This window comes from Novosphingobium sp. TK71, assembly GCF_055361505.1.
Map to the genome: position 1 here is coordinate 2,167,858 of NZ_CM143962.1, position 22,702 is coordinate 2,190,559.

General features: G+C 63.6%; 24 protein-coding genes and 2 tRNA genes. 13 read left to right on the plus strand and 13 right to left on the minus strand.

Features of this window, described 5'->3' with window-relative positions; translation table 11 throughout:
* Position 1: 1 nt before the first annotated feature.
* On the minus strand, positions 2-1,228 hold the full coding sequence (lptF, locus tag ACXJ16_RS09970) for an LPS export ABC transporter permease LptF (protein WP_054439920.1): 1,227 nt from the start codon (positions 1,226-1,228) through the stop codon (positions 2-4).
* Positions 1,229-1,696: 468 nt separating this feature from the next.
* Between lptF and ACXJ16_RS09975 the strand changes: the two genes are divergently transcribed.
* Positions 1,697-2,005, plus strand: a complete 309-nt coding sequence (locus ACXJ16_RS09975; RefSeq protein WP_054439919.1) for a hypothetical protein — start codon at positions 1,697-1,699, stop codon at positions 2,003-2,005.
* Between the two features lie 22 nt (positions 2,006-2,027).
* Here the strand turns inward: ACXJ16_RS09975 and clpS are convergent, their stop codons facing one another.
* Both clpS and ACXJ16_RS09985 read right to left on the minus strand, forming a co-directional pair.
* Complete coding sequence (gene clpS / locus ACXJ16_RS09980) at positions 2,028-2,405, minus strand: ATP-dependent Clp protease adapter ClpS (protein WP_054440118.1); 378 nt, start codon at positions 2,403-2,405, stop codon at positions 2,028-2,030.
* 187 nt (positions 2,406-2,592) lie between these two features.
* A complete protein-coding gene (locus ACXJ16_RS09985) occupies positions 2,593-3,027 on the minus strand; it encodes a phasin family protein (protein ID WP_231636075.1) in 435 nt (144 codons plus the stop codon).
* On the opposite strand from ACXJ16_RS09985, the gene ACXJ16_RS09990 reads away from it, so the two are divergent.
* Positions 3,020-3,565 carry a hypothetical protein gene (locus ACXJ16_RS09990; RefSeq protein WP_463920599.1) on the plus strand — a complete coding sequence of 182 codons (546 nt, stop codon included), beginning with the start codon at positions 3,020-3,022 and terminating at the stop codon, positions 3,563-3,565. The two genes, ACXJ16_RS09985 and ACXJ16_RS09990, sit on opposite strands and share 8 nt — an antisense overlap.
* A gap of 511 nt (positions 3,566-4,076) precedes the next feature.
* Here ACXJ16_RS09990 and ACXJ16_RS09995 read toward each other — a convergent pair.
* Positions 4,077-5,945 (minus strand): PHA/PHB synthase family protein, encoded by a 1,869-nt coding sequence (locus ACXJ16_RS09995; protein WP_463920601.1) that lies wholly within the window; start codon positions 5,943-5,945, stop codon positions 4,077-4,079.
* A gap of 217 nt (positions 5,946-6,162) precedes the next feature.
* Between ACXJ16_RS09995 and ACXJ16_RS10000 the strand changes: the two genes are divergently transcribed.
* Positions 6,163-7,362 (plus strand): LL-diaminopimelate aminotransferase, encoded by a 1,200-nt coding sequence (locus tag ACXJ16_RS10000; RefSeq protein ID WP_054440116.1) that lies wholly within the window; start codon positions 6,163-6,165, stop codon positions 7,360-7,362.
* A 196-nt stretch (positions 7,363-7,558) separates the two neighbouring features.
* On the plus strand, positions 7,559-8,236 hold the full coding sequence (locus ACXJ16_RS10005; RefSeq protein ID WP_324698230.1) for a winged helix family transcriptional regulator: 678 nt from the start codon (positions 7,559-7,561) through the stop codon (positions 8,234-8,236).
* A 28-nt stretch (positions 8,237-8,264) separates the two neighbouring features.
* Here the strand turns inward: ACXJ16_RS10005 and mobA are convergent, their stop codons facing one another.
* Positions 8,265-8,789: a molybdenum cofactor guanylyltransferase gene (gene mobA / locus ACXJ16_RS10010; RefSeq protein ID WP_185997983.1), complete on the minus strand. Its 525-nt coding sequence runs from the start codon at positions 8,787-8,789 to the stop codon at positions 8,265-8,267.
* A 159-nt stretch (positions 8,790-8,948) separates the two neighbouring features.
* On the opposite strand from mobA, the gene ACXJ16_RS10015 reads away from it, so the two are divergent.
* Positions 8,949-10,334, plus strand: a complete 1,386-nt coding sequence (locus ACXJ16_RS10015; protein ID WP_463920603.1) for an RNB domain-containing ribonuclease — start codon at positions 8,949-8,951, stop codon at positions 10,332-10,334.
* Between the two features lie 72 nt (positions 10,335-10,406).
* A tRNA-Cys gene (locus ACXJ16_RS10020) sits at positions 10,407-10,480 on the plus strand.
* Between the two features lie 343 nt (positions 10,481-10,823).
* On the opposite strand, the gene ACXJ16_RS10025 is transcribed toward ACXJ16_RS10020, so the two are convergent.
* A tRNA-Ser gene (locus ACXJ16_RS10025) sits at positions 10,824-10,914 on the minus strand.
* 78 nt (positions 10,915-10,992) lie between these two features.
* Here ACXJ16_RS10025 and ACXJ16_RS10030 point away from each other — a divergent pair.
* Both ACXJ16_RS10030 and ACXJ16_RS10035 read left to right on the plus strand, forming a co-directional pair.
* Positions 10,993-11,928 carry a peptidylprolyl isomerase gene (locus tag ACXJ16_RS10030; RefSeq protein ID WP_324698225.1) on the plus strand — a complete coding sequence of 312 codons (936 nt, stop codon included), beginning with the start codon at positions 10,993-10,995 and terminating at the stop codon, positions 11,926-11,928.
* On the plus strand, positions 11,925-12,248 hold the full coding sequence (locus ACXJ16_RS10035; RefSeq protein WP_420719861.1) for a DUF1905 domain-containing protein: 324 nt from the start codon (positions 11,925-11,927) through the stop codon (positions 12,246-12,248). Before ACXJ16_RS10030 ends, ACXJ16_RS10035 begins: the two co-directional genes overlap by 4 nt.
* A gap of 16 nt (positions 12,249-12,264) precedes the next feature.
* On the opposite strand, the gene ACXJ16_RS10040 is transcribed toward ACXJ16_RS10035, so the two are convergent.
* Entirely contained in the window at positions 12,265-14,358 is a 2,094-nt protein-coding gene (locus ACXJ16_RS10040) for a RelA/SpoT family protein (RefSeq protein WP_185997986.1), read from the minus strand.
* A gap of 278 nt (positions 14,359-14,636) precedes the next feature.
* Here ACXJ16_RS10040 and ACXJ16_RS10045 point away from each other — a divergent pair, with 278 nt between their 5' ends.
* From ACXJ16_RS10045 to rutA, 5 genes are all read left to right on the plus strand, one after another.
* Entirely contained in the window at positions 14,637-15,107 is a 471-nt protein-coding gene (locus ACXJ16_RS10045) for a PilZ domain-containing protein (RefSeq protein WP_132469906.1), read from the plus strand.
* Positions 15,108-15,186: 79 nt separating this feature from the next.
* On the plus strand, positions 15,187-15,936 hold the full coding sequence (gene rutB / locus ACXJ16_RS10050) for a pyrimidine utilization protein B (protein WP_324698219.1): 750 nt from the start codon (positions 15,187-15,189) through the stop codon (positions 15,934-15,936).
* Positions 15,936-16,319, plus strand: a complete 384-nt coding sequence (gene rutC, locus ACXJ16_RS10055) for a pyrimidine utilization protein C (RefSeq protein WP_054436454.1) — start codon at positions 15,936-15,938, stop codon at positions 16,317-16,319. Before rutB ends, rutC begins: the two co-directional genes overlap by 1 nt.
* On the plus strand, positions 16,312-17,097 hold the full coding sequence (rutD, locus tag ACXJ16_RS10060; RefSeq protein ID WP_324698216.1) for a pyrimidine utilization protein D: 786 nt from the start codon (positions 16,312-16,314) through the stop codon (positions 17,095-17,097). Before rutC ends, rutD begins: the two co-directional genes overlap by 8 nt.
* Positions 17,098-17,099: 2 nt before the next feature.
* Positions 17,100-18,158 (plus strand): pyrimidine utilization protein A, encoded by a 1,059-nt coding sequence (gene rutA, locus ACXJ16_RS10065; RefSeq protein WP_324698214.1) that lies wholly within the window; start codon positions 17,100-17,102, stop codon positions 18,156-18,158.
* Positions 18,159-18,232: 74 nt separating this feature from the next.
* Here the strand turns inward: rutA and ACXJ16_RS10070 are convergent, their stop codons facing one another.
* The 6 genes from ACXJ16_RS10070 to hemF form a co-directional block, all read right to left on the minus strand.
* On the minus strand, positions 18,233-18,592 hold the full coding sequence (locus ACXJ16_RS10070; protein ID WP_054436456.1) for a hypothetical protein: 360 nt from the start codon (positions 18,590-18,592) through the stop codon (positions 18,233-18,235).
* 209 nt (positions 18,593-18,801) lie between these two features.
* Positions 18,802-19,587, minus strand: coding sequence for an SDR family NAD(P)-dependent oxidoreductase (locus ACXJ16_RS10075; protein ID WP_132469908.1), 786 nt, complete (start codon positions 19,585-19,587; stop codon positions 18,802-18,804).
* Between the two features lie 108 nt (positions 19,588-19,695).
* Positions 19,696-20,091 (minus strand): hypothetical protein, encoded by a 396-nt coding sequence (locus ACXJ16_RS10080; protein ID WP_185997991.1) that lies wholly within the window; start codon positions 20,089-20,091, stop codon positions 19,696-19,698.
* 62 nt (positions 20,092-20,153) lie between these two features.
* Positions 20,154-20,492 (minus strand): hypothetical protein, encoded by a 339-nt coding sequence (locus ACXJ16_RS10085; RefSeq protein WP_054436458.1) that lies wholly within the window; start codon positions 20,490-20,492, stop codon positions 20,154-20,156.
* Between the two features lie 70 nt (positions 20,493-20,562).
* Positions 20,563-21,684, minus strand: coding sequence for an adenosine deaminase (add, locus tag ACXJ16_RS10090; RefSeq protein ID WP_463920607.1), 1,122 nt, complete (start codon positions 21,682-21,684; stop codon positions 20,563-20,565).
* A 137-nt stretch (positions 21,685-21,821) separates the two neighbouring features.
* On the minus strand, positions 21,822-22,688 hold the full coding sequence (hemF, locus tag ACXJ16_RS10095) for an oxygen-dependent coproporphyrinogen oxidase (protein WP_054436459.1): 867 nt from the start codon (positions 22,686-22,688) through the stop codon (positions 21,822-21,824).
* Positions 22,689-22,702: the final 14 nt, after the last annotated feature.

Consider the following 22,702-nt stretch of genomic DNA (forward strand, 5'->3'; position numbering starts at 1 on the left):
CTCAGGAAGGGTCCGCGGGTTCAGGCAGGAGCGGTCCGCTCTGGCGGCGCTTCAACAGGGACTTGAGGCGTTTGACGACAATCTCGACGCCCTTCTCCAGCCAACCGATGGCCTGACCGCCGGGGACGTAGGCAACCCGCCAGTACATCCAGAGGATCAGCGCGGAGAGCATGAGGAACGGTCCCCAAAGCCCGAAAATCGGATTGATCTTGCCCAGGGAGGCAACGTCGGCCGCGTACTGGTTCACCTTGTGATAGGCGACGACCATGACGATAGAGACGAACAGGCCCAGCGCGGACGTAGAGCGTTTCGGCGGAATCGCCAAGGCCACCGCCAGAAGCGGAAGCAGCAGCATCATCACGACCTCAACCATGCGATAGTTGAAATTCGCCTGGCTCGAGACCCGCTCCTCCTTGGGAAGGCTGTCATTCCAGCCGAGCTTGGCAAGTTCGGGCAGCAGATATTCACGGTCCTGCCCGCCGCGCTGGCGGAATTTCTCGATCTGGGGAAGTTCGATCGGCAGGTCATGACGCGTGAACGACAGGACGCGCGGCTCCTTGCCGGGCATGTCCTGAATGATCTGCCCCTGATCGAGCCGCAGGATGATCGTATCAGGTGCCCCCTTGAGTGCCAGGAATTGCCCCTCCCGCGCAGAAATCGAAAGCACCTGGCCCTTCTCGTTCGCGACGCGGGCGAAAATACCGATGAGACGACGCCCGTTGTCACGGCTTTCGTCGATGCGCAGCGCGATCCGGTCCTTGAGCGAAGTGAATTCACCGACCTTGATCGAGGCTCCCAGCGCACCCGATTTCAGCTCGTAGTTCAGCTCTTCGTAGTAATATCGCGCCAGCGGCTGCAGATATCCGACGATCGCGAAGTTCAACGCTGCCAGAACCAGAGCGATGATATAGGGCACGCGCAGAAGGCGGGTGTAGCTGAGGCCCACGGCACGCATGACGTCGAGTTCGCTCGACGTGGCGAGCTTGCGGAATGCGAGCAGGATACCGAGCATGAGCCCCAGCGGAATTGCAAGGCTCGCATATTCCGGCAGCAGGTTTGCCAGCATCTTGAAAACGACGCCGATCGGCCCGCCTTCGGTCGCCACGAAGTCGAACAGCCGCAGCATCTTGTCGAGCACGAGCAAGGATGCCGCGAGCAGAAAAATGCCGAGCATCGGCATCAGCACGAGGCGGAAGATATAGCGATCGATGGCGCTGAAGAATTTCACGCTGAGAGGTTCACCGGGGCGTCGTGAGAAAATCGTGCTCCCAGCCCTTAACGGCTTGGCGCGAGTGGGCAAAGCGAATTGTCTTTGCAAGCGGAGGGAACATTCGCGCAGGCCGTTGTCGAGCGACAAACGGGCATTCGGATGCGGCGGACGGAGCCCCCAAAAGCTTCGCCGCCCGGGCGCGCCCGACCTTGCGCCATTTCACGGTTAAATCAGCCCGTTTCACGTTGCCAGCGTCAACCTTCCGCCGAATGGGGCGATCCCCGCGAGCGGCCTCACCTGCACTCGCATCGCCCCCCGACGAAAGCCGCCATGCCGTCCGACAATCCTGAAGCCATCCCCCAGCCTCCCATCCCCCAAAGCCCGCCTGAAGCCGCCATACCAGGCCTTACCGACGGGTTTCGGCACTTTGCCGCCAGAGCGCAAGCCGCAACACGATCGGACACTCCGATAATCGTCCGCGAAGCGATGCTGGTCCTGGGTCGCTGGCGGCGGCCTGCGAACCCGGAAAGCTGGAATGTTCAGGAACGGGAAGCAGCGAGGCTTCTGGGCAGGAACGACTGTGCCGGCGCTGCGATAGCGTTGCTGCCTGTCGGCGCGCTCTTGCGCATCGAATCGCTCAACCCGTTGCACGACTGGGCGGAAGTGACGTTACCGAATGGCGGACCGTCCGCAGAGGCCACGGCACAATCATCCGCAGCAGCGATCATCGCCGCTCTCTTCCGCGCTCTGGCCGAAAAGTATGAGGTCCCGCCCGGCAAGGCCACCACGCCCTGACCGGATCAGGCGAATCAGCCGTTCAGGCCTTTTCCAGCGTGCACTGGAGAGGATGCTGGTTCTGCCTGGCGAAATCCATCACCTGGTTCACCTTGGTTTCGGCGATCTCGTAAGGAAAAATCCCGCAGACGCCGACGCCCTTCTGATGGACATGAAGCATGACCCGCGTCGCCTGCTCCAGATCCATGTGAAAGAAACGCTTGAGGACCAGCACCACGAATTCCATCGGGGTGTAATCGTCATTGAGCATCAGCACTTTGAACTGGCTCGGCTTTTTCGGCTTGGCCCGCGTCTTGGTCGCGACGCCGAGCTGATCGTCGTCACCGCCCCCCCGATCGGGATCCTGATCGTCTCCCGCTCCCACCGGTGCGGAAAGCACACGTTCGGCGCGCGCGCGCATGATGTGCGCAGGCACGGAAAGGGGCAGCTGGGAATCGACGACAGGGGAAAGCATGATGGCAGAATATCGTATCGGAGCGCCGGGAAACAAGATGTCCCGCCAAGATTGCGTCGATTGACGGCAGAACGGTCGGACGAGTTGCCTCGTCCGACCGTCAAATGATGGCTGCGAAATAACCCGAAGCGGCTTAGGCAGCCGTCTGGCGGGCCTTTTCCACTGCGAGGCTAACGCGGCCCGAAAGCGGCGCGAACACGTCGCTCATCAGCTTGAGAACGGCTTCGCTGTTCTTCGAACCGTAGGCAACGGCGCTGTCGAAGTTCTTGCGGGCCAGATCACCCTGGAGCTTGAAGAAGTCGTTGGGAGACTTGGCAGCAGCAAGTTCCTTGATGTCGCCGGTCAGCGTCTCGAAAGCACTGCGACCTTCAGCGACGAACTCGGAACCGAAGCCCTGGAGGCCTTCAGCGAAGATCTTGCCCGATTCCAGCACGGCTTCGACATTGCCCTTGGTGAAATCGCCCACTTCGCCGAACGCGACAGCGCTCTTTTCGAATGCGGCCTTCGCCTTGGTCTGAGCTTCGGTAATGGCATCCTGGAAGCCGGCGAAGTTAGCGCTCATGTCCATCGTTTTTTCCTCGAGCATGAATGGTGTGAAAAGTCCTGCGAACTTGACTGTCTTGGTCTCAGCGGTCTTTTTTGCCGCGTTGGCTTTTGGCGCCAAAGGCTTCGTGGCGGCCACGAGGACCGGCTTCGCCTTGGCGACCTTGATGACCGGCTTTGCCGCTACGGGCTTGGCCGGAACAACTTTCTTCGGCGCGGCGGGCTTGGCCACCGCAGCGATCTTTGCCGCAGGCGCAGCCTTGACCTTGGCCACGGGCGCCTTTGCCGGCTTCGCCGCAGCCAGGACCTTCACGGCCGGTTTCGGCGCCTTCGCAGGCTTTGCCTTTACAACCTTCGCCTTGGCAGTTTTCGGAGCAGCAGGCGGGCTGGCCTTGGAAACAGCTGGAGCCGGCTCGGCCTTGGGAGCAGGAGCGGCAACAACCGATTTCGGCTCAACGGCCGCTTCCGCGATGTCGGAGATGGGCTTTGCCGATTCCGTCTTCGGAGCAGGAGGCACTGGCTTGGGCACCTCTACCGGCGCTTTTGCAGCGGCAGCCTCATAGGCCTTTTCAGCAAGCACCTCATCCTTCGTCTCTTCCTGGCCGGCCATATGACTGTTCCTGCGTTCCTGCTGGCAAACGGGTCTCGGGCGGATCGCGATCAATCATGAGGCGGCGGATAATTTTCCGCCATGGGGCCCCGAAGCTGAAAGATTGCGATTCGGAAATATCTTTGTTGCAATGCACAATATGATTTCGCAGGAGCGAAGTCAATGCCCTTATGCTGCGCTGCAGCGTAAATGTTGCAATGCAGCATCCGCGGCGAACTGTGGCTCCCGCGGGGTTTTCGAACGGCGGATGGGCGACGCATCGTCCCGTAAGCAACGGCTTAACGGCAACGAAGTTTCAGTAAAATACGGACAAATCCTTGGATGCCACCATTTTCGCGCGGCAATTGCGAAGCGCTCTATCACGCCAATCTGAGGCGAAGGGACTACTCCTGCGCCGGACTGGCACTATTGATACCGCCGGTCCGGCTGCGAAAGTTCCGGACCGTCTCCGCAATGGGGCAAAATCAGCGCGTGGCCACGTAACGGCCCGGCGCATCCTCGATCACCTTATCCCCCCGGCCGCCGGGGCGCCGCTTTCCACGGGCGGGAATCTCAGCCGAATCCAGCTCCCGTAGCCATTCGGCCCAGTGCGGCCACCAACTTCCGGGATGCTCATGAGCCCCTTCGATGAAAGCACCGAGAGTGTCCGGCCGCGCATCGTTGACCCAGTACTGGTACTTGTTCGAACTGGGCGGATTGACCACGCCGGCAATATGACCTGACCCTGCAAGCAGGAAGGTCCAGGGGCCAGCCAGGTAGTGGGTGAGCTTCCACACGCTCTGCGGGGGCGCGATGTGATCTTCGCTTCCCGCCTGAATATAGACCGGCGTAGCGATCCGGTGAAGGTCGATCGGGACACCGCAAGCCTGCATCGAATCGGCGACCACCAGCCGGTTATCGCGATAGAGGTCCCGCAGATAGTCCCGGTGCCATCCCGCCGGCAGGTTCGTCACGTCGCCGTTCCAGTGGAGCAGGTCGAACGCCGGATATTCCTCCCCCTTGAGGTAGTTCTTCTCGACGTAGCTCCAGATCAGGTCGTTGCCGCGCAGGATGTTGAACGTGGCGGCAAGGTAGCGCCCATCGAGATAACCTTCGGGCGAAAGCTTGCCGAGCGTCTCGATCTGCTGGTCGTCCACGAAGTTCTTCAGGTCTCCCGCTTCCTCGAAATCGACTTGTGCGGTGAAGAAGGTGGCACTGGCAACCTTGTCGGCCTCGCCCTTGCGCGCCAGCACGGCCAAGGTTGCGGCAAGCGTGGTTCCGGCGACGCAGTATCCGATGGTATGAACGGAAGGTACGCCGAGCCTTTCGCGCACATGGTCGATCGCTTCGACCTGCGCGGCGATATAGTCGTCCCACACGACACCGGCCATGCCCGCATCCGCCGACTTCCACGAAACCATGAACACGGTCACGCCCTGCTCAACGGCCCAGCGCACGAAGCTTTTCTTCGCATTGAGGTCGAGGATGTAGAACCGGTTGATCCAGGGCGGGAAGATCAGCAGCGGGGTCTTGAGCACCTTGTCCGTTGTCGGCGTATACTGGATCAGCTGGTAGAGCGGAGTCTCGAACACCACCTTGCCCGGCGTTACCGCAATGTTCTCCCCCAACACGAAGGCACCGGGCCGCGTGTGGGTGAGTTGCCCCTTGCGCATGTCGTCAAGCATGTTCTCGAAGCCGCGCACCAAGCTCTCACCCTTGGTGCGGCTCGCTGCTTCCAGAGCGACCGGATTGGTCAGAGGGAAGTTCGCCGGGCTCAGCGCATCGACGACCGCACGCGCCGCGAACATGAGCTGCGCCTTCTTCGCCGGCTCCAGCCCCTCGACCGCCCCGGCCATGCGCGTCACCTCGTCCGCGAACAGCAGATAGAGTTGGTGAAGCACCGCGAAGAACGGCTGGCGGCGCCATTCCGGATCGGCAAAACGGCGATCGCTGCGAGGCAGTTCGGGCTGCGCCTCTCCGTTCTCCTGCTTCAACCCGGCCCGCGGGCCGAGACCGTACTGACCAAGCACCCCGTTGACGAGATCCACGGCTTCGCCCCACAGCCGCTGCTGGATCTGCGGATCGGAAAACGGCAACTGGCGCACGACCGCCTCGGCCGTGGCAATCCACTTCATGGGATCGGCATAATGCGGCGTGCCCTTCGCCTTGCCGAGTTGCTCCACCTGGAACTCGGTCCAGATCGAATGCATGCGGCTGGCGATCTCGGCCCACTGAACGGCAGTCTCGGCCTCGGGCGTACCTTCGGCCGGGACAAGCTGCCCGAACAGGCTCGTGACCTGCTGGGCCTGGCCCCGGAACATCTCGGTGAACAGGTCGGTGGCGTCGGTCGCCATATGCGGTCGAACTCCATTTACAGCGGGCGATCCCGGGCGAATCCCCTCGCTTCGATACCTATCGACTGCACCGCCCGCCGCCAACCGGACAAAAGTTGCGCGGGACATCATTTGCACGTCGCACAATTGCGTATCGGCCATTTGCGCCGGGGCCTTATTCCCCTACAGGAACCCGCGCGGCACTTCTCGCCGCGTGTTTTATGGATTCACCGAGGTCATGGAAGACGAGTTCTACCGCATCAAGCGCCTGCCACCCTACGTTATCGCCGAAGTCAACGCGATGCGTCATGCGGCACGCCAGGCGGGTAAGGACATCATCGACCTCGGCATGGGCAACCCCGACCTGCCCCCGCCCGCCCACGTGATCGACAAGCTCTGCGAAGTCGCCCGCAAGGAAGACGCGCACGGCTATTCGGCATCCTCGGGCATTCCGGGCATTCGCCGCGCCCAGGCGAACTACTACGGCCGCCGCTTCAACGTCGATCTCGACCCCGAGACCGAAGTGGTAATGACGATGGGTTCGAAGGAAGGCCTCGCCAGCCTCGCCACGGCGATCACCGCCCCGGGCGACGTCGTGCTGGCGCCCAACCCCAGCTACCCGATTCACACGTTCGGCTTCATCATCGCCGGGGCGACGATCCGCTCGGTGCCGACCACGCCGGACGAACGCTACTGGGAATCGCTTGACCGCGCGATGGCCTTTACGGTGCCGCGTCCCTCGATCCTGATCGTGAACTACCCGTCGAACCCGACGGCCGAGACGGTGGACCTCGCCTTCTACGAACGCCTGGTCGCCTGGGCCAAGGAGAACAAGGTCTGGATCCTGTCCGACCTTGCCTATTCGGAACTCTATTTCGACGGCAACCCGACCCGCTCGATCCTCGAGGTGCCCGGCGCCAAGGACGTCGCGGTGGAATTCACCTCGATGTCGAAAACGTTCTCGATGGCAGGCTGGCGCGTCGGATTCGCGGTGGGTAACGCCAAGCTGATCGCCGCGCTCAAGCGGGTGAAGTCCTATCTCGACTATGGCGCATTCACGCCGATCCAGGCTGCCGCCTGCGCCGCGCTCAATGGCCCGCAGGACATCGTGGAAAAGAACCGCGCGCTCTACCAGAAGCGCCGCGACGTGATGGTCGAGGCGTTTGGCCGTGCCGGCTGGGACATCCCGAGCCCCAAGGCTTCGATGTTCGCCTGGGCGCCCCTCCCGCCTGCGCTGAAGGAAATGGGGAGCCTGGAATTCTCGAAGCAGCTTCTCACCGAGGCCGAGGTCGCAGTCGCGCCGGGCGTCGGTTACGGCGAGGACGGCGAAGGCTTCGTCCGCATCGCCATGGTCGAGAACGAACAGCGCCTCCGTCAGGCCGCGCGCAACATCAAGCGCTTCCTCGCCTCGAAGGGCGTGAACACACCGGCAGGCTGATTTGGACTACAGGCAGGCCATGACAGACGTTCAATGGCCTGCCTGTAAGAATTTAGGTGTTGTTCCCTAGGGCACATAGCCCAGTATATAGACTTCTTTTAACACCACTGGGGCTGATCAGATTGGGGGGGGAATGACCTATCTGGGAAAGAGCGAATGCCACGCGCCAAGATTTCGATGGCTGGCGCCTGAGACAATGCCTGAAAGACTCGACCTGCAACGCTGCGGCTGGATACTCGATCCAGACGGGCAACCATCGTCCGACTGCGTCGGGCTGATAGACGCCGCCGAACTCGACAGTGTCGAGTGGATGCGCCTGCTATCGTCGCTTCATCAGGAAGTTCGCAGATGCGTCCTGATCGTGGGCGTCCAGGAAGCGCGGGAACGCACGTCACTGCTCGAAATCGGCTTTGGCGATGTGGTGACCGATCGCATCTGCATCGAAGAGCTTGGCGCCCGCGCCAACCGACTCGTGCAGTTCACCCAATGGCTGCCCCGCAGCCGGCGGATCGGCCGACTGACCCTTGACCTGCTCGCTCGCGAAGCATTCGGGGACGGCAAGCCGCTCAATCTCAATCCACGTGAGTTTGCTCTGATCTGGCGCCTGGCCGATTCGCTCGACCAGTTCGTCAGCAAGCAGGAACTCATCTACGATGTGTGGCGCATGGGCTTCGTGCCCGAAACCAACAGCGTGGCTGTCCACATGTCGCGCCTGCGCCGCAAGCTCGCTTTCGTGGGGCTGGCCGGAGTTATCGAAACCTCGCCTTCCGGCGGTTACCGCCTGAGGGTTCCAGATGGTTGCCCCGTCGACGAAGCGTCGGCGCAAACCGAAGGGGCGCCGACGTCCGTGAAGGTTCGCGCAGTCGCGCACTGATGCCGAAAGGCCTGACGCCGGACATGCGTCAGGCCTTTCGAGCCAGCCTCGCAAGATCCTGCGGTGTGTTGATATTCGATACCGGAACCGCCGTTTCGATCGGCCGCGCACCGACCAGTTCGGCAAACCGCCGCATGGAATGACGCTCCTCGCTATGGAGCAGAGCTTCCAGCACTTCCAAGGTAGCGGCAGGCCATAGGCCGATGACCGGCTGCCCTGCGAGGCAGGCAGGACCTCTTCCCAATAGCTCGAGCAGGTTGTCCGGCAGGACGGCAGCATCCACCCCGCAGCTCAAAACCGCCTCGTAGCCTTCGTCGCGCGCATGGTGGAGCGCTGCGGCCAGGCCGCCCAACGGCCCCATGCCGCTCCTCGGCCAATCCGGAAGCGTGGGCGCCGGCGCGGTTTCGCGGCCGACCACCACAACATGCTCGCACCAGCCCGAAAGCGCATCTACGGCAAGTGCGATCAATGTATGGCCGCCGAATTCGGCCAGTGCCTTGTCGCTACCGAAGCGACTGGACTTGCCGCCCGCAAGGACTGCACCGAGGATCATGGTCGAACTCCGTGAAGAAATGGGAATGCCGGGACTGCACCCTAGCGCCTGAGTGAACAGTTCAGGAAGTGCCCTCAGGCGGTTTGGTTCCGCATCCTCTTGCCCCCAAGGCGCCCGCCTCTGCTTGCCACACCCCCGATATTGCGCTCCAATACCGCCATGAAGACATTGCGCGATCCCGGTTGCCTGCTTCGTGCAGGGCTGGAGCGAATTCGGACCCAGTTCTCCGTCCCGGAGTCATTCCCACCCGAAACGCTGGAAGCCGCACAAGCGGCAGCCGCTCGCACGCCGCAAGATCATGCGGACCGGACTTCTCTCCCTTTCGTCACGCTCGCCCCGGCAAGCTCCACGGATCTGGACCAGGCATTCGCAATCGAGGCATCGGGCGCCGACTGGCTGCTCCATTATGCCATCGCCGATGTAGCCTGGTTCGTGAACGATGGTGACCCGATCGACCGTGAAGCCTGGAATCGCGGCACGACGACCTACCTTCCCGATGGAAAGGCCAGCCTCTATCCACCGATTCTCAGCGAAGGAGCGGCCAGCCTTCTACCTCAGGTAGACCGCCCTGCCGTGATACTGACCGTGCGGATCGATCCCACCGGCGAAGCGAAGCTGGACGGCGCCGAACGGGCCATGATCCGCAGCCGCGCCAAGCTGGCCTATGAAACCGTCCGCGACGACGAACTGCCGGACGGTTTCCTCGACATCGCCAGACGGATCGATCGCGCCGAGGACAGGCGCGGCGCCGAAAGGGTGGACCCGCCGGAGCAGGTCGTCGAAGTTGACGGATCGGGCGCCTTCACCCTGGCATTTCGGCCCCAGTTACCCTCGGAGCGCCGTAACGCCGCGCTGTCACTTGCCGCCAATCTCGCGGTCGCCCAAACGATGCTGGATGCGAAGACCGGCCTCTTCCGCATCATGGCCATGCCGGACACCAAGGGCGAGGAAAAGCTGCGCACAACGGCACTGGCACTTCACTTGGACTGGCCCGGCGCCATGCCCCTCGCCCAGTTCCAACGCCGCCTGAACCCTTCGCGGCCCGCAGAGGCTGCGTTCATGCTGGCGATCCGCCGTTCCGGCCAAGGCGCCAGTTACCGTCCTTTCGTTCCCGAGGAACTGCCATGGCACGCCGCCATAGCTGCCCCCTATGCGCACGCGACAGCCCCGCTGCGGCGCCTCGCCGACCGCTACGTCCTACGCACCGTCCTCGCTCTCACGCAAGGCCGGACGGTGCCTCGGGAAGTGGCGGAAGCTTTCACTACCCTTCCCCGGATCATGGCCCGCGCCGCCTCACGCGATTCCCGAATCGAAAAAGCCGTAGTCGACCTCGCCGAGGCGACCATGCTCGCGCATATGGAAGGCACCTGCTTCACCGCAAGAGTGACGGACGTTCGTGAAGAGAAGGTCCAACTCCAACTCCAGGACCTCCCCGTTATGGCCAGCGCCCGTGTACCGGGGGCCTTCCCCGGCGATCTGGTTCGCATCCGCCTGACTCACGCCGACACGATAAACGGGAGCCTCACGTTCGAACCTGTCGACTAATTTCACCTTGATGGAGAATCTGCGTTGCACATCGCACGATCCGTTGTTAGGGGCGCCTCTCTCCACACGGATGGCCCGATGGCGGAGTGGTGACGCAGAGGACTGCAAATCCTTGCACGCCGGTTCGATTCCGGCTCGGGCCTCCATCTACAGCCTTTCCAAAGGCGCCTAATGGCGCCGGATAAAGTGGCTGTTTCCGCCAGTTTTGCGCGGCATATCCCCGAAGCCCACCTCGGATTTATTTAGCGCTCCCGTCCGGGGGTAGCGCCCTCTTCATGGTCTTCGGAAATCCCAAGCAGCGCGGAAAAAATGCCGGGTGGGTAAAATGCAAATTCCACCGGAAAACTCTGAACGAGTAATTCCAGGCGGAAGCAGCAGCGCCCTTCATCGCATCACCCAGGCCACACGCAAAGCGCACCTCGGAAATCACCGAGCCCCGAGCACAGCGATCAGGCCCTTGCGGGCTGGAATACATTTGTTCGAGGGAAATGGCGGAGCGGGAGGGATTCGAACCCTCGATACGCTTTTGGCGTATACTCACTTTCCAGGCGAGCGCCTTCGACCACTCGGCCACCGCTCCGCATTGCACTGGTAAGGCGGGCGCCCTAGCCTGCGACGAAGGGTTTCGCAAGCCGTCTGGTCGTGCCACACGCACTTGATGCACAAATTCTTTTCCGCGCTCGCGATTTGCACCTTTCTTGCCACCCCTTTGCTCGCGGACGAAGGGCCTTCTGCGCGCACTCCGAACGATGTCGTCGCAGCGGCACCGGCAAAGGACTGGGTGCGGATCGCACCATCGAATCTCCTGGTCATGGACCTCGCGCCCGACGGTTCGGGGAAAGGCCGGCGCGTGGTGATCCAGTTGATGCCGGCCCCGTTCTCGCAAGGCTGGACCGGCAACATCCGCAAGCTCGTTGCCGCACGCTGGTACGACGGGATCGCGGTGGTTCGCGTTCAGGACAATTATGTGGTGCAGTGGGGCGACCCGGAAGGCGAGAATCCGGCGAAGGCCAAGCCGCTGCCGAAAGGGCTCACGGCCGTGCCTGAGGACGAATACGTAGCGTCGATCGGCAAGGCAGGCGCCGGCATTTCGAGCAAGGATTCCTACGCTGCCAGCACGATGTTCGTCGATGGCTGGCCCGTGGGCGTGGGTGTGGGGCCTGGAGCGAGCGGCACGGCGGCCTGGCCTCTCCATTGCTATGGCGGGGTCGGCGTGGGCCGGAACAATTCGCCCGATACCGGCACCGGCGCAGAACTCTACGCCGTGATCGGGCAGGCTCCGCGCCAACTGGACCGGAATATCGCCGTCGTAGGACGGGTGATCTCGGGAATGGAAAACCTTTCCGCCCTGCCGCGCGGCACCGGCGAGATCGGCTTCTACAAGACAGCTGCCGAGCGCGTGGCGATTCGCTCCGTCCGCATGGGCAGCGAGGTGCCCGGATTGCCCACCTACGAATACCTCTCCACCGACAGCCGCAGTTTCGCAGCCTATCTCGAGAAGCGCGCAAACCGGAAGGACGACTTCTACATTCAGCCCGCCGGAGGCGTGGACGTGTGCAACGTTCCCGTGCCGATCCGCGAGGTCAGGCCGTGACGCTGCTCGAGCAGCTCTCCCACACCGGGCGACTTTGGCGCTGGACGGAGGGATCCGGCAATGGGACCTGGCACTTCGTCACTATCGACGGCGAGGCAGGAGAGGCGCTCTCCGGCACGGCCGTGATGCGCAAGCTGGAAGGAACGGCGCGCGGCTTCGGCTCGCTCAAGGTCCAGGCACGAATCGGCGACACCTGTTTTGCCACTTCGGTATTTCCCAGCAAGTCCGACGGTGGCTGGCTGCTCCCGGTAAAGGCCAGCGTGCGGCGCGCCGAAGGACTGGCGGAAGGCGACGAGGTCGGGGTCAGCCTGGAATACTGACCCCTGAACCGCGCCGTCAGATGCGCTCGGCCTCGGCAACGGCCTCGCTCGCCCGCAGAGCTCCGACGATCCGCGTGAGATGCGCAAGGTCGCTCACCTCCAGATCGACTTCGTACGTACCGAAAGGCTCGTCGCGATGAACCATCTGGAGGTTGGTCACATTGGCGCGGTTGGTCGCGAGAATCTGCGTGACCTCGGCAAGCGTGCCCGGCCGATTGTAGAGCACCAGACTAAGGCGCCCCACCGCGCCGGTCGTGCGCTCGCCCCAGGACAAGTCGAGCCAGTCGAAATCGGTACCGCTGGCGAGCGTCATACAGTCGATCGCATGGACCTCCACCTTGTGATCCGGCCGCCGCAGGCCGACGATGCGGTCCCCGGGGACCGGGTGGCAGCAATCGGCCAGTTCGAAACCCATCCCCGGCGTCAGGCCGCGTATGGAGATTGCGCGTTCGGTATGCGCCCAATCGCTGTCATCGGGTAATTCGGCGGTGCTGCCCGGCACCAGCGCTTCCATCACCTGACGGTCGGTAAGACGCGCCGAGCCAACGGCAAACATTAGGTCCTCGTCGTCGCGCATGTCGAGACGCTGGATGGCGCCGTCGATCGCCTTCTTGCCGATGCGGCCAGGCAGGCGGCCCATGATCTCGTCGAGCAGCTTGGCGCCGATCTCCGCCACTTCCTGCCGTTCCTTCGCGCGAACGGCGCGGCGAATGGAGGCGCGCGCCTTGCCAGTGACGACGAAGCCCAGCCACGAAAGCTGCGGCTCGGAATTCGGGCTCTTGATGATTTCCACCACATCGCCGTTGGCAAGCTGCGTACGCAGCGGCATGTGGCGGCCGTTGATCTTCACGCCGACCGCCGCATTGCCGAGATTGGTATGGACGGCATAGGCGAAATCCACCGCCGTAGAACCCTTGGGAAGCTGGAACAGCGCACCCTTGGGTGTGAATGCGAAGATGCGATCCTGATAGATCGCCATCTTGGTGTTCTCGAGCAGTTCCTCGGCGTCGTGGCTGGCGTCGACGATCTCGATCAGGTCGCGCAGCCAGCCGACCTGCCCGTCGGGTCGCGCCCCGCCCTGCTTGTAGGCCCAGTGCGCAGCGAGGCCGAACTCGTTCGTCCGATGCATCTCGCGCGTGCGGATCTGCACTTCCATGCGCATCGAGCGCTCGAAGATCAGCGCCGTGTGGAGCGACTGGTAGCCGTTGGACTTGGGAGTGGAGATGTAGTCCTTGAAGCGGCCCGGGATCATCTGCCAGGTCTGGTGGAGAATGCCGAGCGCCTTGTAGCATTCCTCCGGCGTATCGGTGAGGACGCGGAACGCCATGATGTCAGTGATCTGCTCGAAGGTGACGTGACGTTCCGCCATCTTGCGCCAGATCGAGTAGGGGTGTTTCTCGCGCCCCGAAACCTCGACGTTCATTCCCGCTTCGGCCAGCGCCTGCTTGATGGAAAGGGCGATGGAATCAACCTGGCCGCCCTCCTCGCTGCGAATCTGCTCAAGCCGGCCGGTGATCGTGGCATAGCCTTCCGGTTCGAGTTGCTCGAACGCCAGCATCTGCATTTCGCGCATGTATTCGTACATGCCCACGCGCTCGGCGAGCGGGGCGTAGATATCCATGGTTTCGCGGGCGATGCGGCGGCGCTTGTCCTCCTTCTTGATGTAATGAAGGGTGCGCATGTTGTGCAGCCGGTCAGCCAGCTTGACCAGCAGGACGCGCAGATCCTCGCTCATCGCGAGCAGGAACTTGCGCAGGTTTTCGGCCGCGCGCTCGTTCTCGGTCATCACGTCGATCTTGGAGAGCTTGGTAACGCCGTCCACCAGCCGGGCGACGTCGGGGCCGAACAGCTTCTCGATCTCCTCGATCGTTGCGAGGGTATCCTCCACCGTATCGTGGAGCAGCGCGGTGATGATCGTCTGCTGGTCGAGTTTCAACTCGGTCATCAGGCCCGCGACTTCGACCGGGTGGCTGAAATAGGGGTCGCCGCTGGCGCGTTTCTGCGTCCCGTGTTTCTGCACCGTATAGACATAGGCACGGTTGAGCAGGGCCTCATCGGCCTGGGGCGCGTATTCCTTCACGCGTTCGACAAGTTCGTACTGACGCAGCATTCCAAGGCTTCATGTCAGGATTTTTCGCAGCGCGGCAAGGGGGCGATATGCGAAGTGCAAATTATGCAATGAAACTGTGACTTCCGCACCACGAGCGGGATTGCTTGGCTCCAATCGATTGCTGCGGAGAATTCCGATGCGGCAGCTTAACGCCGGCGGAAGGTCCCGGACAGCACCATGGCGGCGGGACCGGGACCATGGCGATGCAGAGCCCCGACGTATCTGGTGACGGTCCCAACCCCCGATCTTGTCCCAATCTGTCCCAGCAGGAGGTGTTCATGGCGAGTTCTATGGAAACGGCGGTTTACGCCGCCATCCTGGGGATGACGGAGGCGGAACTCCTCGATGCGGCATTCCTTCCCGTCCGGCGGCTGAGGCCCCGCGCGCCGCGGATGCGGACGCTGATCGGCGCCAGCCTTCTGCGCCAGTCCCCCGCACAGCAGACTGCCGCCGAGCAGCCGGTGATCGTGCGCAACGTCTCGGAGCGGGGCATGTGCCTTGCCCTGCGGGGCATGAAACCGCAGGAATCCGCGCTTCGTCATGACGAGATCGTCTGCATCCGCATGCCGGAAAACGTGGAGCACGTCGGCCAGGTGCGCTGGGTGGAAGACCGCGCTTTCGGCGTGGAACTGTTCCATACCCTCGATATCGAGGCGCTGGGATCGGAAAACCAGCGCCGGAACGCCCATTTCCTCGAAGTGCTTGAGCAGCAGTACAAACCGACACAAACGGTACAGAACGCATACTGAAACACCCCCGACCGGAACCGGCGCGCCGCGCGGCCGCAACCGCTTGATCTCCTGTTGCAACTGCACAATAGTGCGAAGGGTGAACGAAGCGATCGTCGATCCCGTCCCCGCCGGCACCGGTCCCTCGGTGACCCTGCCGGCACGTCCCGAACCGATCAGGCTGCACCCCGAAAGCACGGCGATCATCGTCGTCGACATGCAGAACGCCTATGCCAGCAAGGGCGGCTATGTGGACGAGGCGGGTTTCGATGTCGGCCCCGCCGCGGCAACGATCGGCCGGGTTGCCGAAGTGCTCGACATTGCCCGCCATGCCGGGATGCCGGTGATCTTCCTCCAGAACGGCTGGGATGCGGACTATGCCGAGGCCGGCACCCCGCAGTCCCCCAACTGGCACAAGTCCAACGCGCTCAAGACCATGCGCAAGCGGCCCGAACTGGCGGGCCGTTTCCTGGCCCGCGGCGGTTGGGACTATGAGCTGGTCGAGGCGCTGACCCCGCAACCGGGGGACCTGCGCGTCCACAAGCCGCGCTACTCGGCGTTCTTCAACTCGCAGCTCGATTCTGTGCTGCGCGCGCGCGGCATCCGCACGCTGGTGTTCACCGGCATCGCCACCAACGTCTGCGTCGAATCGACCCTGCGCGACGGTTTCCATCTCGAATATTTCGGGGTGCTGCTGGAAGACGCGGTCCATCACCTTGGGCCGGACTTCATCCGGGAGGCAAGCCTCTACAATGTCGAGAAATTCTTCGGCTGGGTAAGCAGCGTCGCCGATTTCCGCACCGCCGTCGGCCAGCTTCCGGCGCGCGAGACACCATTGGGGGAGCCGTAATGCCATTCGAACCGATCAACCCGCCGCAGTTCCCCGCGCCCATCGCGCCTTATTCGGCGGGCGCCAAAGCGGGAAACACGGTCTACGTCTCGGGCGTGCTCGCGCTTGGCGAAGGCGGCACGGTGCTGCACGTCGGCGATGCCGCCGCGCAGACCCGCCATGTCCTGGACGTCATCAGGATCACCGTGGAAGCGGCCGGCGGCACCATGGCCGACATTGCCATGAACCACATCTTCCTCAAGGACCTGGCAGACTATGCCGCCTTCAACGCCGTCTATGCCGAGTACTTTCCCGGAGACAAACCGGCCCGCTACTGCATCAAGTGCGAACTGGTGAAGCCGGACTGCCTGGTCGAGATCGCCTCGGTCGCCCATCTTGGCTGAGGTTGCCGGGCTCCATTACGAAATCCACGGCAGCGCCGATGCGCCCGCGCTGATCCTGTCCAGCGGCCTCGGCGGCTCGGCGGGCTACTGGGCGCCAAACCGCCCTGCCCTTGCCGAACACTTCCGCGTCATCGCCTACGACCATCGCGGCACCGGCCGCAGCGACCGCACCCTGCCGGAAACCACTTCGGTAGCAGACATGGCGAGCGACGTGATCCTGCTGATGGACGCTCTCGGGGTCGAGCGCGCGCATTTCATCGGCCATGCGCTTGGCGGTGCGATCGGCGTGGAAACCGCCATCCGCACCGGCAGGATCGAGCGGCTGACCGTCATCAACGGCTGGCGCGCGCTTTCTCCCCATACCCGCCGCTGCTTCGCCGCCCGCCTCGCCCTGCTGCACGGCGCCGGGCCGCAGGCCTTTCTCGAAGCCCAGCCGCTGTTCCTCTTCCCGCCGGACTGGATCGCCGCGCATGACGATGCGCTGAAGGCGGAACTCGCGCATCACCTTGCCGCATTTCCCGGCGTGGCGACCACGGCCAAGCGCATCGCCGCCGTGCAGGCCTATGCCCCCGATCCCGCCGGTCTTGCCGCGCTGGAAAACCTGCTGGTCATTGCCGCCCGTGACGATTTCCTGGTGCCCCATGCCACCGCGCTGGATCTCGCCGCGCCGGTGGAGAGCGCCGAAGTCGCCCTGTTCGAATGGGGCGGCCACGCCTGCAACGTCACCGATCCCGTAAACTTCAATCGCCTCGTCCTCGATTTTCTCAGGAGCAGCTAATCATGCAGGTCGGCGTTTTCGTTCCCATCAACAACAACGGCTGGCTGATCAGCGAGAACGCGCCGCAATACAAACCCAGCTTCGATCTCAACAAGCAGATTGCGCAAAGCGCCGAGAAGCACGGGCTGGATTTCCTGCTCTCGATGATCAAGCTGCGCGGCTTCGGCGGCAAGACCGAGTTCTGGGAATATGGCCTGGAAAGCTTCACCCTGATGGCCGGGCTCGCCGCCGTGACCGAGAAGATCAGGATCTTCGCCACCTGCCCCACGCTCATCATCCCGCCGGCCTTCGCCGCGCGCATGTGCAACACGATCGACAGCATCAGCCACGGCCGCTTCGGGCTCAACCTCATCACCGGCTGGCAGCCCCCGGAATATACCCAGATGGGGCTCTGGCCGGGCGAGGAGCACTTCCGCAACCGCTACGAAGTGCTGGGCGAATATGCGCAGGTCCTGCGCGAACTCTGGGAAACCGGCCGCTCCGACTTCAAGGGCAAGTACTACCAGATGGAAGATTGCCTCGTCCGCCCCCAGCCTGAGGCGGAGATGAAGATCATCTGCGCGGGCTCGTCCGATGCGGGGCTGGCCTTCTCGGCGAAGTGGGCGGACTATGCCTTCTGCCTCGGCAAGGGGGTGAACACGCCTACCGCCTTCGTCTTCAACAACGAACGCCTCGCGAAATTCACGGCAGAGAGCGGACGCGCAGTCTCGGTCTTCGTCCTCGTCATGGTGATCGCCGCCGAAACCGACGAAGAGGCCATGGCCAAGTGGAAGAGCTACAACGACGGCGTCGACCTTGAAGCCATCGCCTGGCTGGCGGATCAGGGCGCGAAGGACACCGTGAACACCGACACCAACGTCCGCCAGCTCGCGGCACCCGAAGGCGCGGTGAACATCAACATGGGCACGCTGGTCGGCAGCTACGAAAGCGTGGCGCGGATGCTGGACGAAATGGCGCAAGTGCCCAACACCGGCGGCGTCCTCCTCACTTTCGACGACTTCATCGAAGGCGTGGAAGCCTTCGGCACCCGCATCCAGCCGCTGATGGAAAGCCGCCGCTGACAGTGGGAAAGCCCATCATGCCGAGGCTGTCGCGATTGGTCTGCGTCTATCCCGGAAGACATCCGCAAGGACGGCTAATACTTGAACCCCGTAATGACGCCGTCGCGGGTATCGCACTTGATGGTCTTCTGCGTGGTCTTGATCTTGCCGTCCTTCTCGCGGGTCGTCACATCGACCTCGGCCCGGAGCGAGGCGCGGCCGTCGCTCTTCTTGTCGGTGTCCTCGACCTTGCGGATGGCGACGTCCACCGCGCCCTGCTTTTCCCCGCGCGCCTTGGCTTCGGCCATGCAGACCTCCACGACCTTGTCGCGGGCATCGGCCCCGGACGACACCGCAGGCGGCGCCGGGTCCTGGCTCCACGCCTTGGGGATCACCGCAAAGACCAGCAGCAGGAAAGTGGCGCCGGTGAAGATTTTCCACGATTGATCCTGCATGATACAGCTCCCGTCATGCTGCCGAAGCGACAACACTCGTAAGGCTGGATCATGCACCGTGCAGTCCGGGAGCCCCATCGGGACAAATACCGAGACGCGGCTGGAAGATTCCCGTGGTGGGCCCCCGAGGTTGCCCCCCATGGCCGGCCCCCATAGCCTGCAAGTGCAGGGACGCGGCTTGAACCGCGCCCTGCACCGGCCTTGATGGCTCAGGCGATAGTCGGCAGGATCCCGCCCTCTGCCCGGATCGCCGCGCCGTTGGTCACGGCGGCGAGCGGGCTGGCGAGGAATGCAGTCATCGCCGCCACTTCGTCCGCCTCGATCAGACGGCGGATCAGCGAGAGCGGACGCAGCCGGGAGAAGAACTCCTCCTCGCGCTCGGCTTCGGAGGCGTCCTTGTTCTCCACCACCGAGCGGATGAACTCGACGATGCCTTCCGAGCGCGTCGGCCCCGGCAGCACGCTGTTGACGGTGACCTTCGTACCGCGCGTGGCGTCGGCCATGCCGCGCGCGACGGCAAGCTGCGCGGTCTTGGTCATGCCGTAGTGAACCATCTCGCCCGGCGTCATCAGCCCGCTTTCGCTGGAGATGAAGATCACGCGCCCCCAGTCACGCTCCAGCATTCCCGGGAAATAGTGGCGCGAAAGACGGATGCCGCTGAGGACATTGACCTCGAAGAAGTTCAGCCATTCCGCGTCGGTGATCTCGACGAAGGGCCGCGCCTCGTAGATGCCGAGGTTGTTGACCAGGATGTCCACCTCGGGAACCGCCGCGATCAGCGCCTGCGCACCTTCGGCAGTGGCGGGATCGGCGAGCACCGGGCGCACCTTGCCAAGGCGGCCGACAACCTCGGCAGCCGCATCGAGCTTGGCCTGGTTGCGGCCGGTAACCACGACTTCGGCCCCTTCGTCCGCCAGCCGGGCGGCAATGGCAAGGCCGATGCCGGCGGTCGATCCGGTGACGAGAGCGGTCTTGCCGGCGATCTTGAGGTCCATGGGAAATCCTTCCTGATAATTGCGTTCGGCGGAAAGATAGGCGCGGCGGCTACGGTCGATTAGGAGGCTGCGGGGCGTTTCAGCTTTGCGCCCGGCGCACAGGTGGCGTCAGGCCTCCGCGCCGCGGTGATAGCTTTGCGCGGCATCCGCGTCCTGCACGTCATAGGCGAACCAGGCGGCCGATCCATGGTCGTAGACCTGCACCAGCCCGTCGGCCACTTGCGCCTCGTAGAACTGCGAGGATCCCCGGTCGAACCCGCGCACTTTCGCGCCTTCGACCTCGAACGAGATGAAAGCGCCATCTGCGGCATCGCGGATTTCAGGAAGGGTGCCGCCGAACTTCGCGCCGCGATCGCCGTCGAACCCCTGCAACTGGTCGCCGCGGGATTCGGCGGCGATCCGCCGATCGCGTCCGGCCGAGTGATCGTAAAGGCCCCCCACCTTCTTTCCGGTAAGGAAGGCAAAGGCGGCGGCGGCGATCATCGCGCGAGTGTGTTCCTGCATGGCTTCATCTGGCACCCTGACGGCGGCGAGATCAAGCCATGTTTGCAGGATCGGCTACCGGGTCAGCGGCGCTTCTTGGTGATGGTCGCGGTGAAGTCCGGGTCCTTGTTCGCCACCCAGTCCACGAACTTGCGCACGCTGGGATTGTCCAGCAGCCCCTGCACGTCCATCCCGTGGCGCTGAAGCTCGGAATTGGTGAAGTTGGCGATCAGCGTCTGCTGGCAAATCGAGTGCATCGGCACGACATCGCGCCCGCCACGGCTCTTGGGAACCGGGTGGTGCCAGACGATGGTCTTGCCGGTGGGGCGGCCACAGAGCCAGCATGGCACCGGCGGCGGCGCTTCCTCTTCCTCGTCCTGCACGTCGTCGTAAGGGCCGTGTTTCGAATATTTGCGGGCCATGCCTCTACCTGAACTGTCTGAGCTTTCGCGCGCCACCTACAGCGATGTGCCCGGCATTGCCACAACCGCGTCAGGCAGCGCCCCATTCCCGCGCGAAATCGCCGAGCCGTGCCTGGAACCGCGCGCGGCGCTCCGGCGCGATCCACGCGGTGTCGAAGGCATTGCGTTCTATCCGAACGAGTTCCGCTTTGGTCAGGTTGCCGCGCGCCTGTGCCTTCACCAGCACTTCGTTCACGTATTCGCTGCCCATGTAGGCCGGATCGTCAGAGTTAATGGTGACTTTCAGGCCCTGGTCCAGCATTCCGCGCACCACGTCCACCGGCTTGCCCGCCACCATGATCTGGCCCGAGAAGGTCGGGCAGACCGTGAAGGTCACGTCCCGCTTCCTGGCGATGGCCATGAGTTCGGGCGATTGCAGGATGTTGCCGCCATGATCGATCCGGTCGACCGCGAGATCGACCAGCGCCTCGCGGATGTGGTCCAGCGTGTCCTTCTGGTTGACGTCGCAATGGGTCGTGACATGGAGCCCCGCCGCGCGTGCCTTGGCGAAATGGGCGGCGAACTTGCCCGGCGGATTGTCCTTCTCGTCGGAATCGAGGCCGACGCCGACCAGACTGTCCCGGTAAGGCAGCGCCGCATCGAGCGCCTTCATCGCATTGTCCGCCGTCAGGTCGCGCATGAAACAGAGGATGAGCTGGGATTCGATGCCGAGCTTCGCCTGCGCATCGGCCCGCGCCCGAGTGATCCCGCCGATCACGGCCTCTACGGGGATGCCCCGGTCGATATGCTGCTGGGGATCGAAGAACATCTCGGCATAGAGCACGTTCTGCGAATGGGCCTTGGCCAGATAGGCGTAAGCGAGGTCGTAGAAATCCTGCTCCTTCAGCAGGACGTTCATGCCGTCATAGTAGATCGCCAGGAAGCTCGGCAGGTCGTGATAGACATAGCTGCGCTTCATCGCCGCGACATCGGCATAGGGCAGCTTCAAGCCGTTGCGCTGCGCCAGCGCGAACTTCATCTCCGCTTCCAGCGTGCCTTCGAGATGGACGTGGTATTCCGCCTTGGGCATCGCGGCGATGAAGGCGGCCATGTCCTGCGCAGGCGGCGCGGCCAGCGCGCGCGCCGCGCCCGATCCGTAAAACGCGGGCGCGCAGAGGGCCGCCTGCACGAGGGTACGTCTGCTCAGGTTCATGCCATACTCGCGGGAGCTGTCCCGGCCGGATCGGCCGGAGAAGGAAGCCCTTCTATCCGCGAGCGAATTGCCCCCTGTCCATCGACGAAAACCTCACGCCCCGTTCCAGAAAAGCGCGCTCGATCTTCCGGCCCGCTTCAGCTCCAGCTCGCCTCGGGCGGCAGGCTCATCAGGATCGCGTCGATATTGCCGCCGGTCTTGAGCCCGAACAGGGTGCCCCGGTCGTAGACGAGGTTGAATTCGGCATAGCGGCCGCGCCATTCGAGCTGGCGCACCTTGTCGGCTGGCGTGAACGCCATGCCCATGCGCCGCCGCACAAGGCGCGGGAACACCGCGAGGAACGCCTCGCCCACCGCGCGGGTATAGGCGAAGTTCGCCTCCCAGGCCGCTTCGTCCGCGCATTCGAGGTGATCGTAGAAGATGCCGCCGACACCGCGATGGACCTTGCGGTGCGGGATGTAGAAATATTCGTCCGCCCACGCCTTGTAGCGGTCGTAATAGTCCGCTCCGTGCGCGTCGCAGGCGGCCTTGAGCTCGGCGTGGAACTCGGCCGTGTCCTCGTCGTAGGGCAGCGGCGGATTGAGGTCGGCGCCGCCGCCGAACCACGCCCTGGTGGTCGTCAGGAAGCGGGTGTTCATGTGCACCGCGGGAACATGCGGATTGGCCATGTGCGCAACCAGGCTGATGCCGGTGGCGGAAAAGGCGTTCTGTTCGGCAGACGCGCCGTTGATGGTCCCCGCGAAATCCTTCGCCAGCGAGCCGACGACGGTGGAGACGTTGACGCCCACCTTTTCGAAGACCCTGCCCTTCATCAGGCCGCGCGTGCCGCCGCCCGTCTCCCCGGCTTCGCCGCCTTCCACCGCCGCGCGCTGCCACGGGGTATAGCCGAAGGACGCCGGCGAGCCCGCCTCGCGCTCGATCGCCTCGAACTCGGCGCAGATCCGGTCGCGCAGGGTTTCGAACCAGTCACGGGCACGTTCGGTTTGGGCGGTCCAGTCGGTCATCGCATCTCCTCTTC

What these genes read in the sequence shown, in the direction of transcription:
- ACXJ16_RS09975 (WP_054439919.1), top strand. Translation starts at nt 1,697, where the DNA reads ATGCTGGTCCTGGGTCGCTGGCGGCGGCCTGCGAACCCGGAAAGCTGG.
- clpS (WP_054440118.1), bottom strand. Translation starts at nt 2,405, where the DNA reads ATGCGCGCGCGCGCCGAACGTGTGCTTTCCGCACCGGTGGGAGCGGGA.
- ACXJ16_RS09990 (WP_463920599.1), top strand. Translation starts at nt 3,020, where the DNA reads ATGTCCATCGTTTTTTCCTCGAGCATGAATGGTGTGAAAAGTCCTGCG.
- ACXJ16_RS09985 (WP_231636075.1), bottom strand. Translation starts at nt 3,027, where the DNA reads ATGGACATGAGCGCTAACTTCGCCGGCTTCCAGGATGCCATTACCGAA.
- ACXJ16_RS09995 (WP_463920601.1), bottom strand. Translation starts at nt 5,945, where the DNA reads ATGGCGACCGACGCCACCGACCTGTTCACCGAGATGTTCCGGGGCCAG.
- ACXJ16_RS10000 (WP_054440116.1), top strand. Translation starts at nt 6,163, where the DNA reads ATGGAAGACGAGTTCTACCGCATCAAGCGCCTGCCACCCTACGTTATC.
- ACXJ16_RS10005 (WP_324698230.1), top strand. Translation starts at nt 7,559, where the DNA reads ATGCCTGAAAGACTCGACCTGCAACGCTGCGGCTGGATACTCGATCCA.
- mobA (WP_185997983.1), bottom strand. Translation starts at nt 8,789, where the DNA reads ATGATCCTCGGTGCAGTCCTTGCGGGCGGCAAGTCCAGTCGCTTCGGT.
- ACXJ16_RS10015 (WP_463920603.1), top strand. Translation starts at nt 8,949, where the DNA reads ATGAAGACATTGCGCGATCCCGGTTGCCTGCTTCGTGCAGGGCTGGAG.
- ACXJ16_RS10030 (WP_324698225.1), top strand. Translation starts at nt 10,993, where the DNA reads ATGCACAAATTCTTTTCCGCGCTCGCGATTTGCACCTTTCTTGCCACC.
- ACXJ16_RS10040 (WP_185997986.1), bottom strand. Translation starts at nt 14,358, where the DNA reads ATGCTGCGTCAGTACGAACTTGTCGAACGCGTGAAGGAATACGCGCCC.
- ACXJ16_RS10045 (WP_132469906.1), top strand. Translation starts at nt 14,637, where the DNA reads ATGGCGAGTTCTATGGAAACGGCGGTTTACGCCGCCATCCTGGGGATG.
- rutC (WP_054436454.1), top strand. Translation starts at nt 15,936, where the DNA reads ATGCCATTCGAACCGATCAACCCGCCGCAGTTCCCCGCGCCCATCGCG.
- rutA (WP_324698214.1), top strand. Translation starts at nt 17,100, where the DNA reads ATGCAGGTCGGCGTTTTCGTTCCCATCAACAACAACGGCTGGCTGATC.
- ACXJ16_RS10070 (WP_054436456.1), bottom strand. Translation starts at nt 18,592, where the DNA reads ATGCAGGATCAATCGTGGAAAATCTTCACCGGCGCCACTTTCCTGCTG.
- ACXJ16_RS10075 (WP_132469908.1), bottom strand. Translation starts at nt 19,587, where the DNA reads ATGGACCTCAAGATCGCCGGCAAGACCGCTCTCGTCACCGGATCGACC.
- ACXJ16_RS10080 (WP_185997991.1), bottom strand. Translation starts at nt 20,091, where the DNA reads ATGCAGGAACACACTCGCGCGATGATCGCCGCCGCCGCCTTTGCCTTC.
- ACXJ16_RS10085 (WP_054436458.1), bottom strand. Translation starts at nt 20,492, where the DNA reads ATGGCCCGCAAATATTCGAAACACGGCCCTTACGACGACGTGCAGGAC.
- add (WP_463920607.1), bottom strand. Translation starts at nt 21,684, where the DNA reads ATGAACCTGAGCAGACGTACCCTCGTGCAGGCGGCCCTCTGCGCGCCC.
- hemF (WP_054436459.1), bottom strand. Translation starts at nt 22,688, where the DNA reads ATGACCGACTGGACCGCCCAAACCGAACGTGCCCGTGACTGGTTCGAA.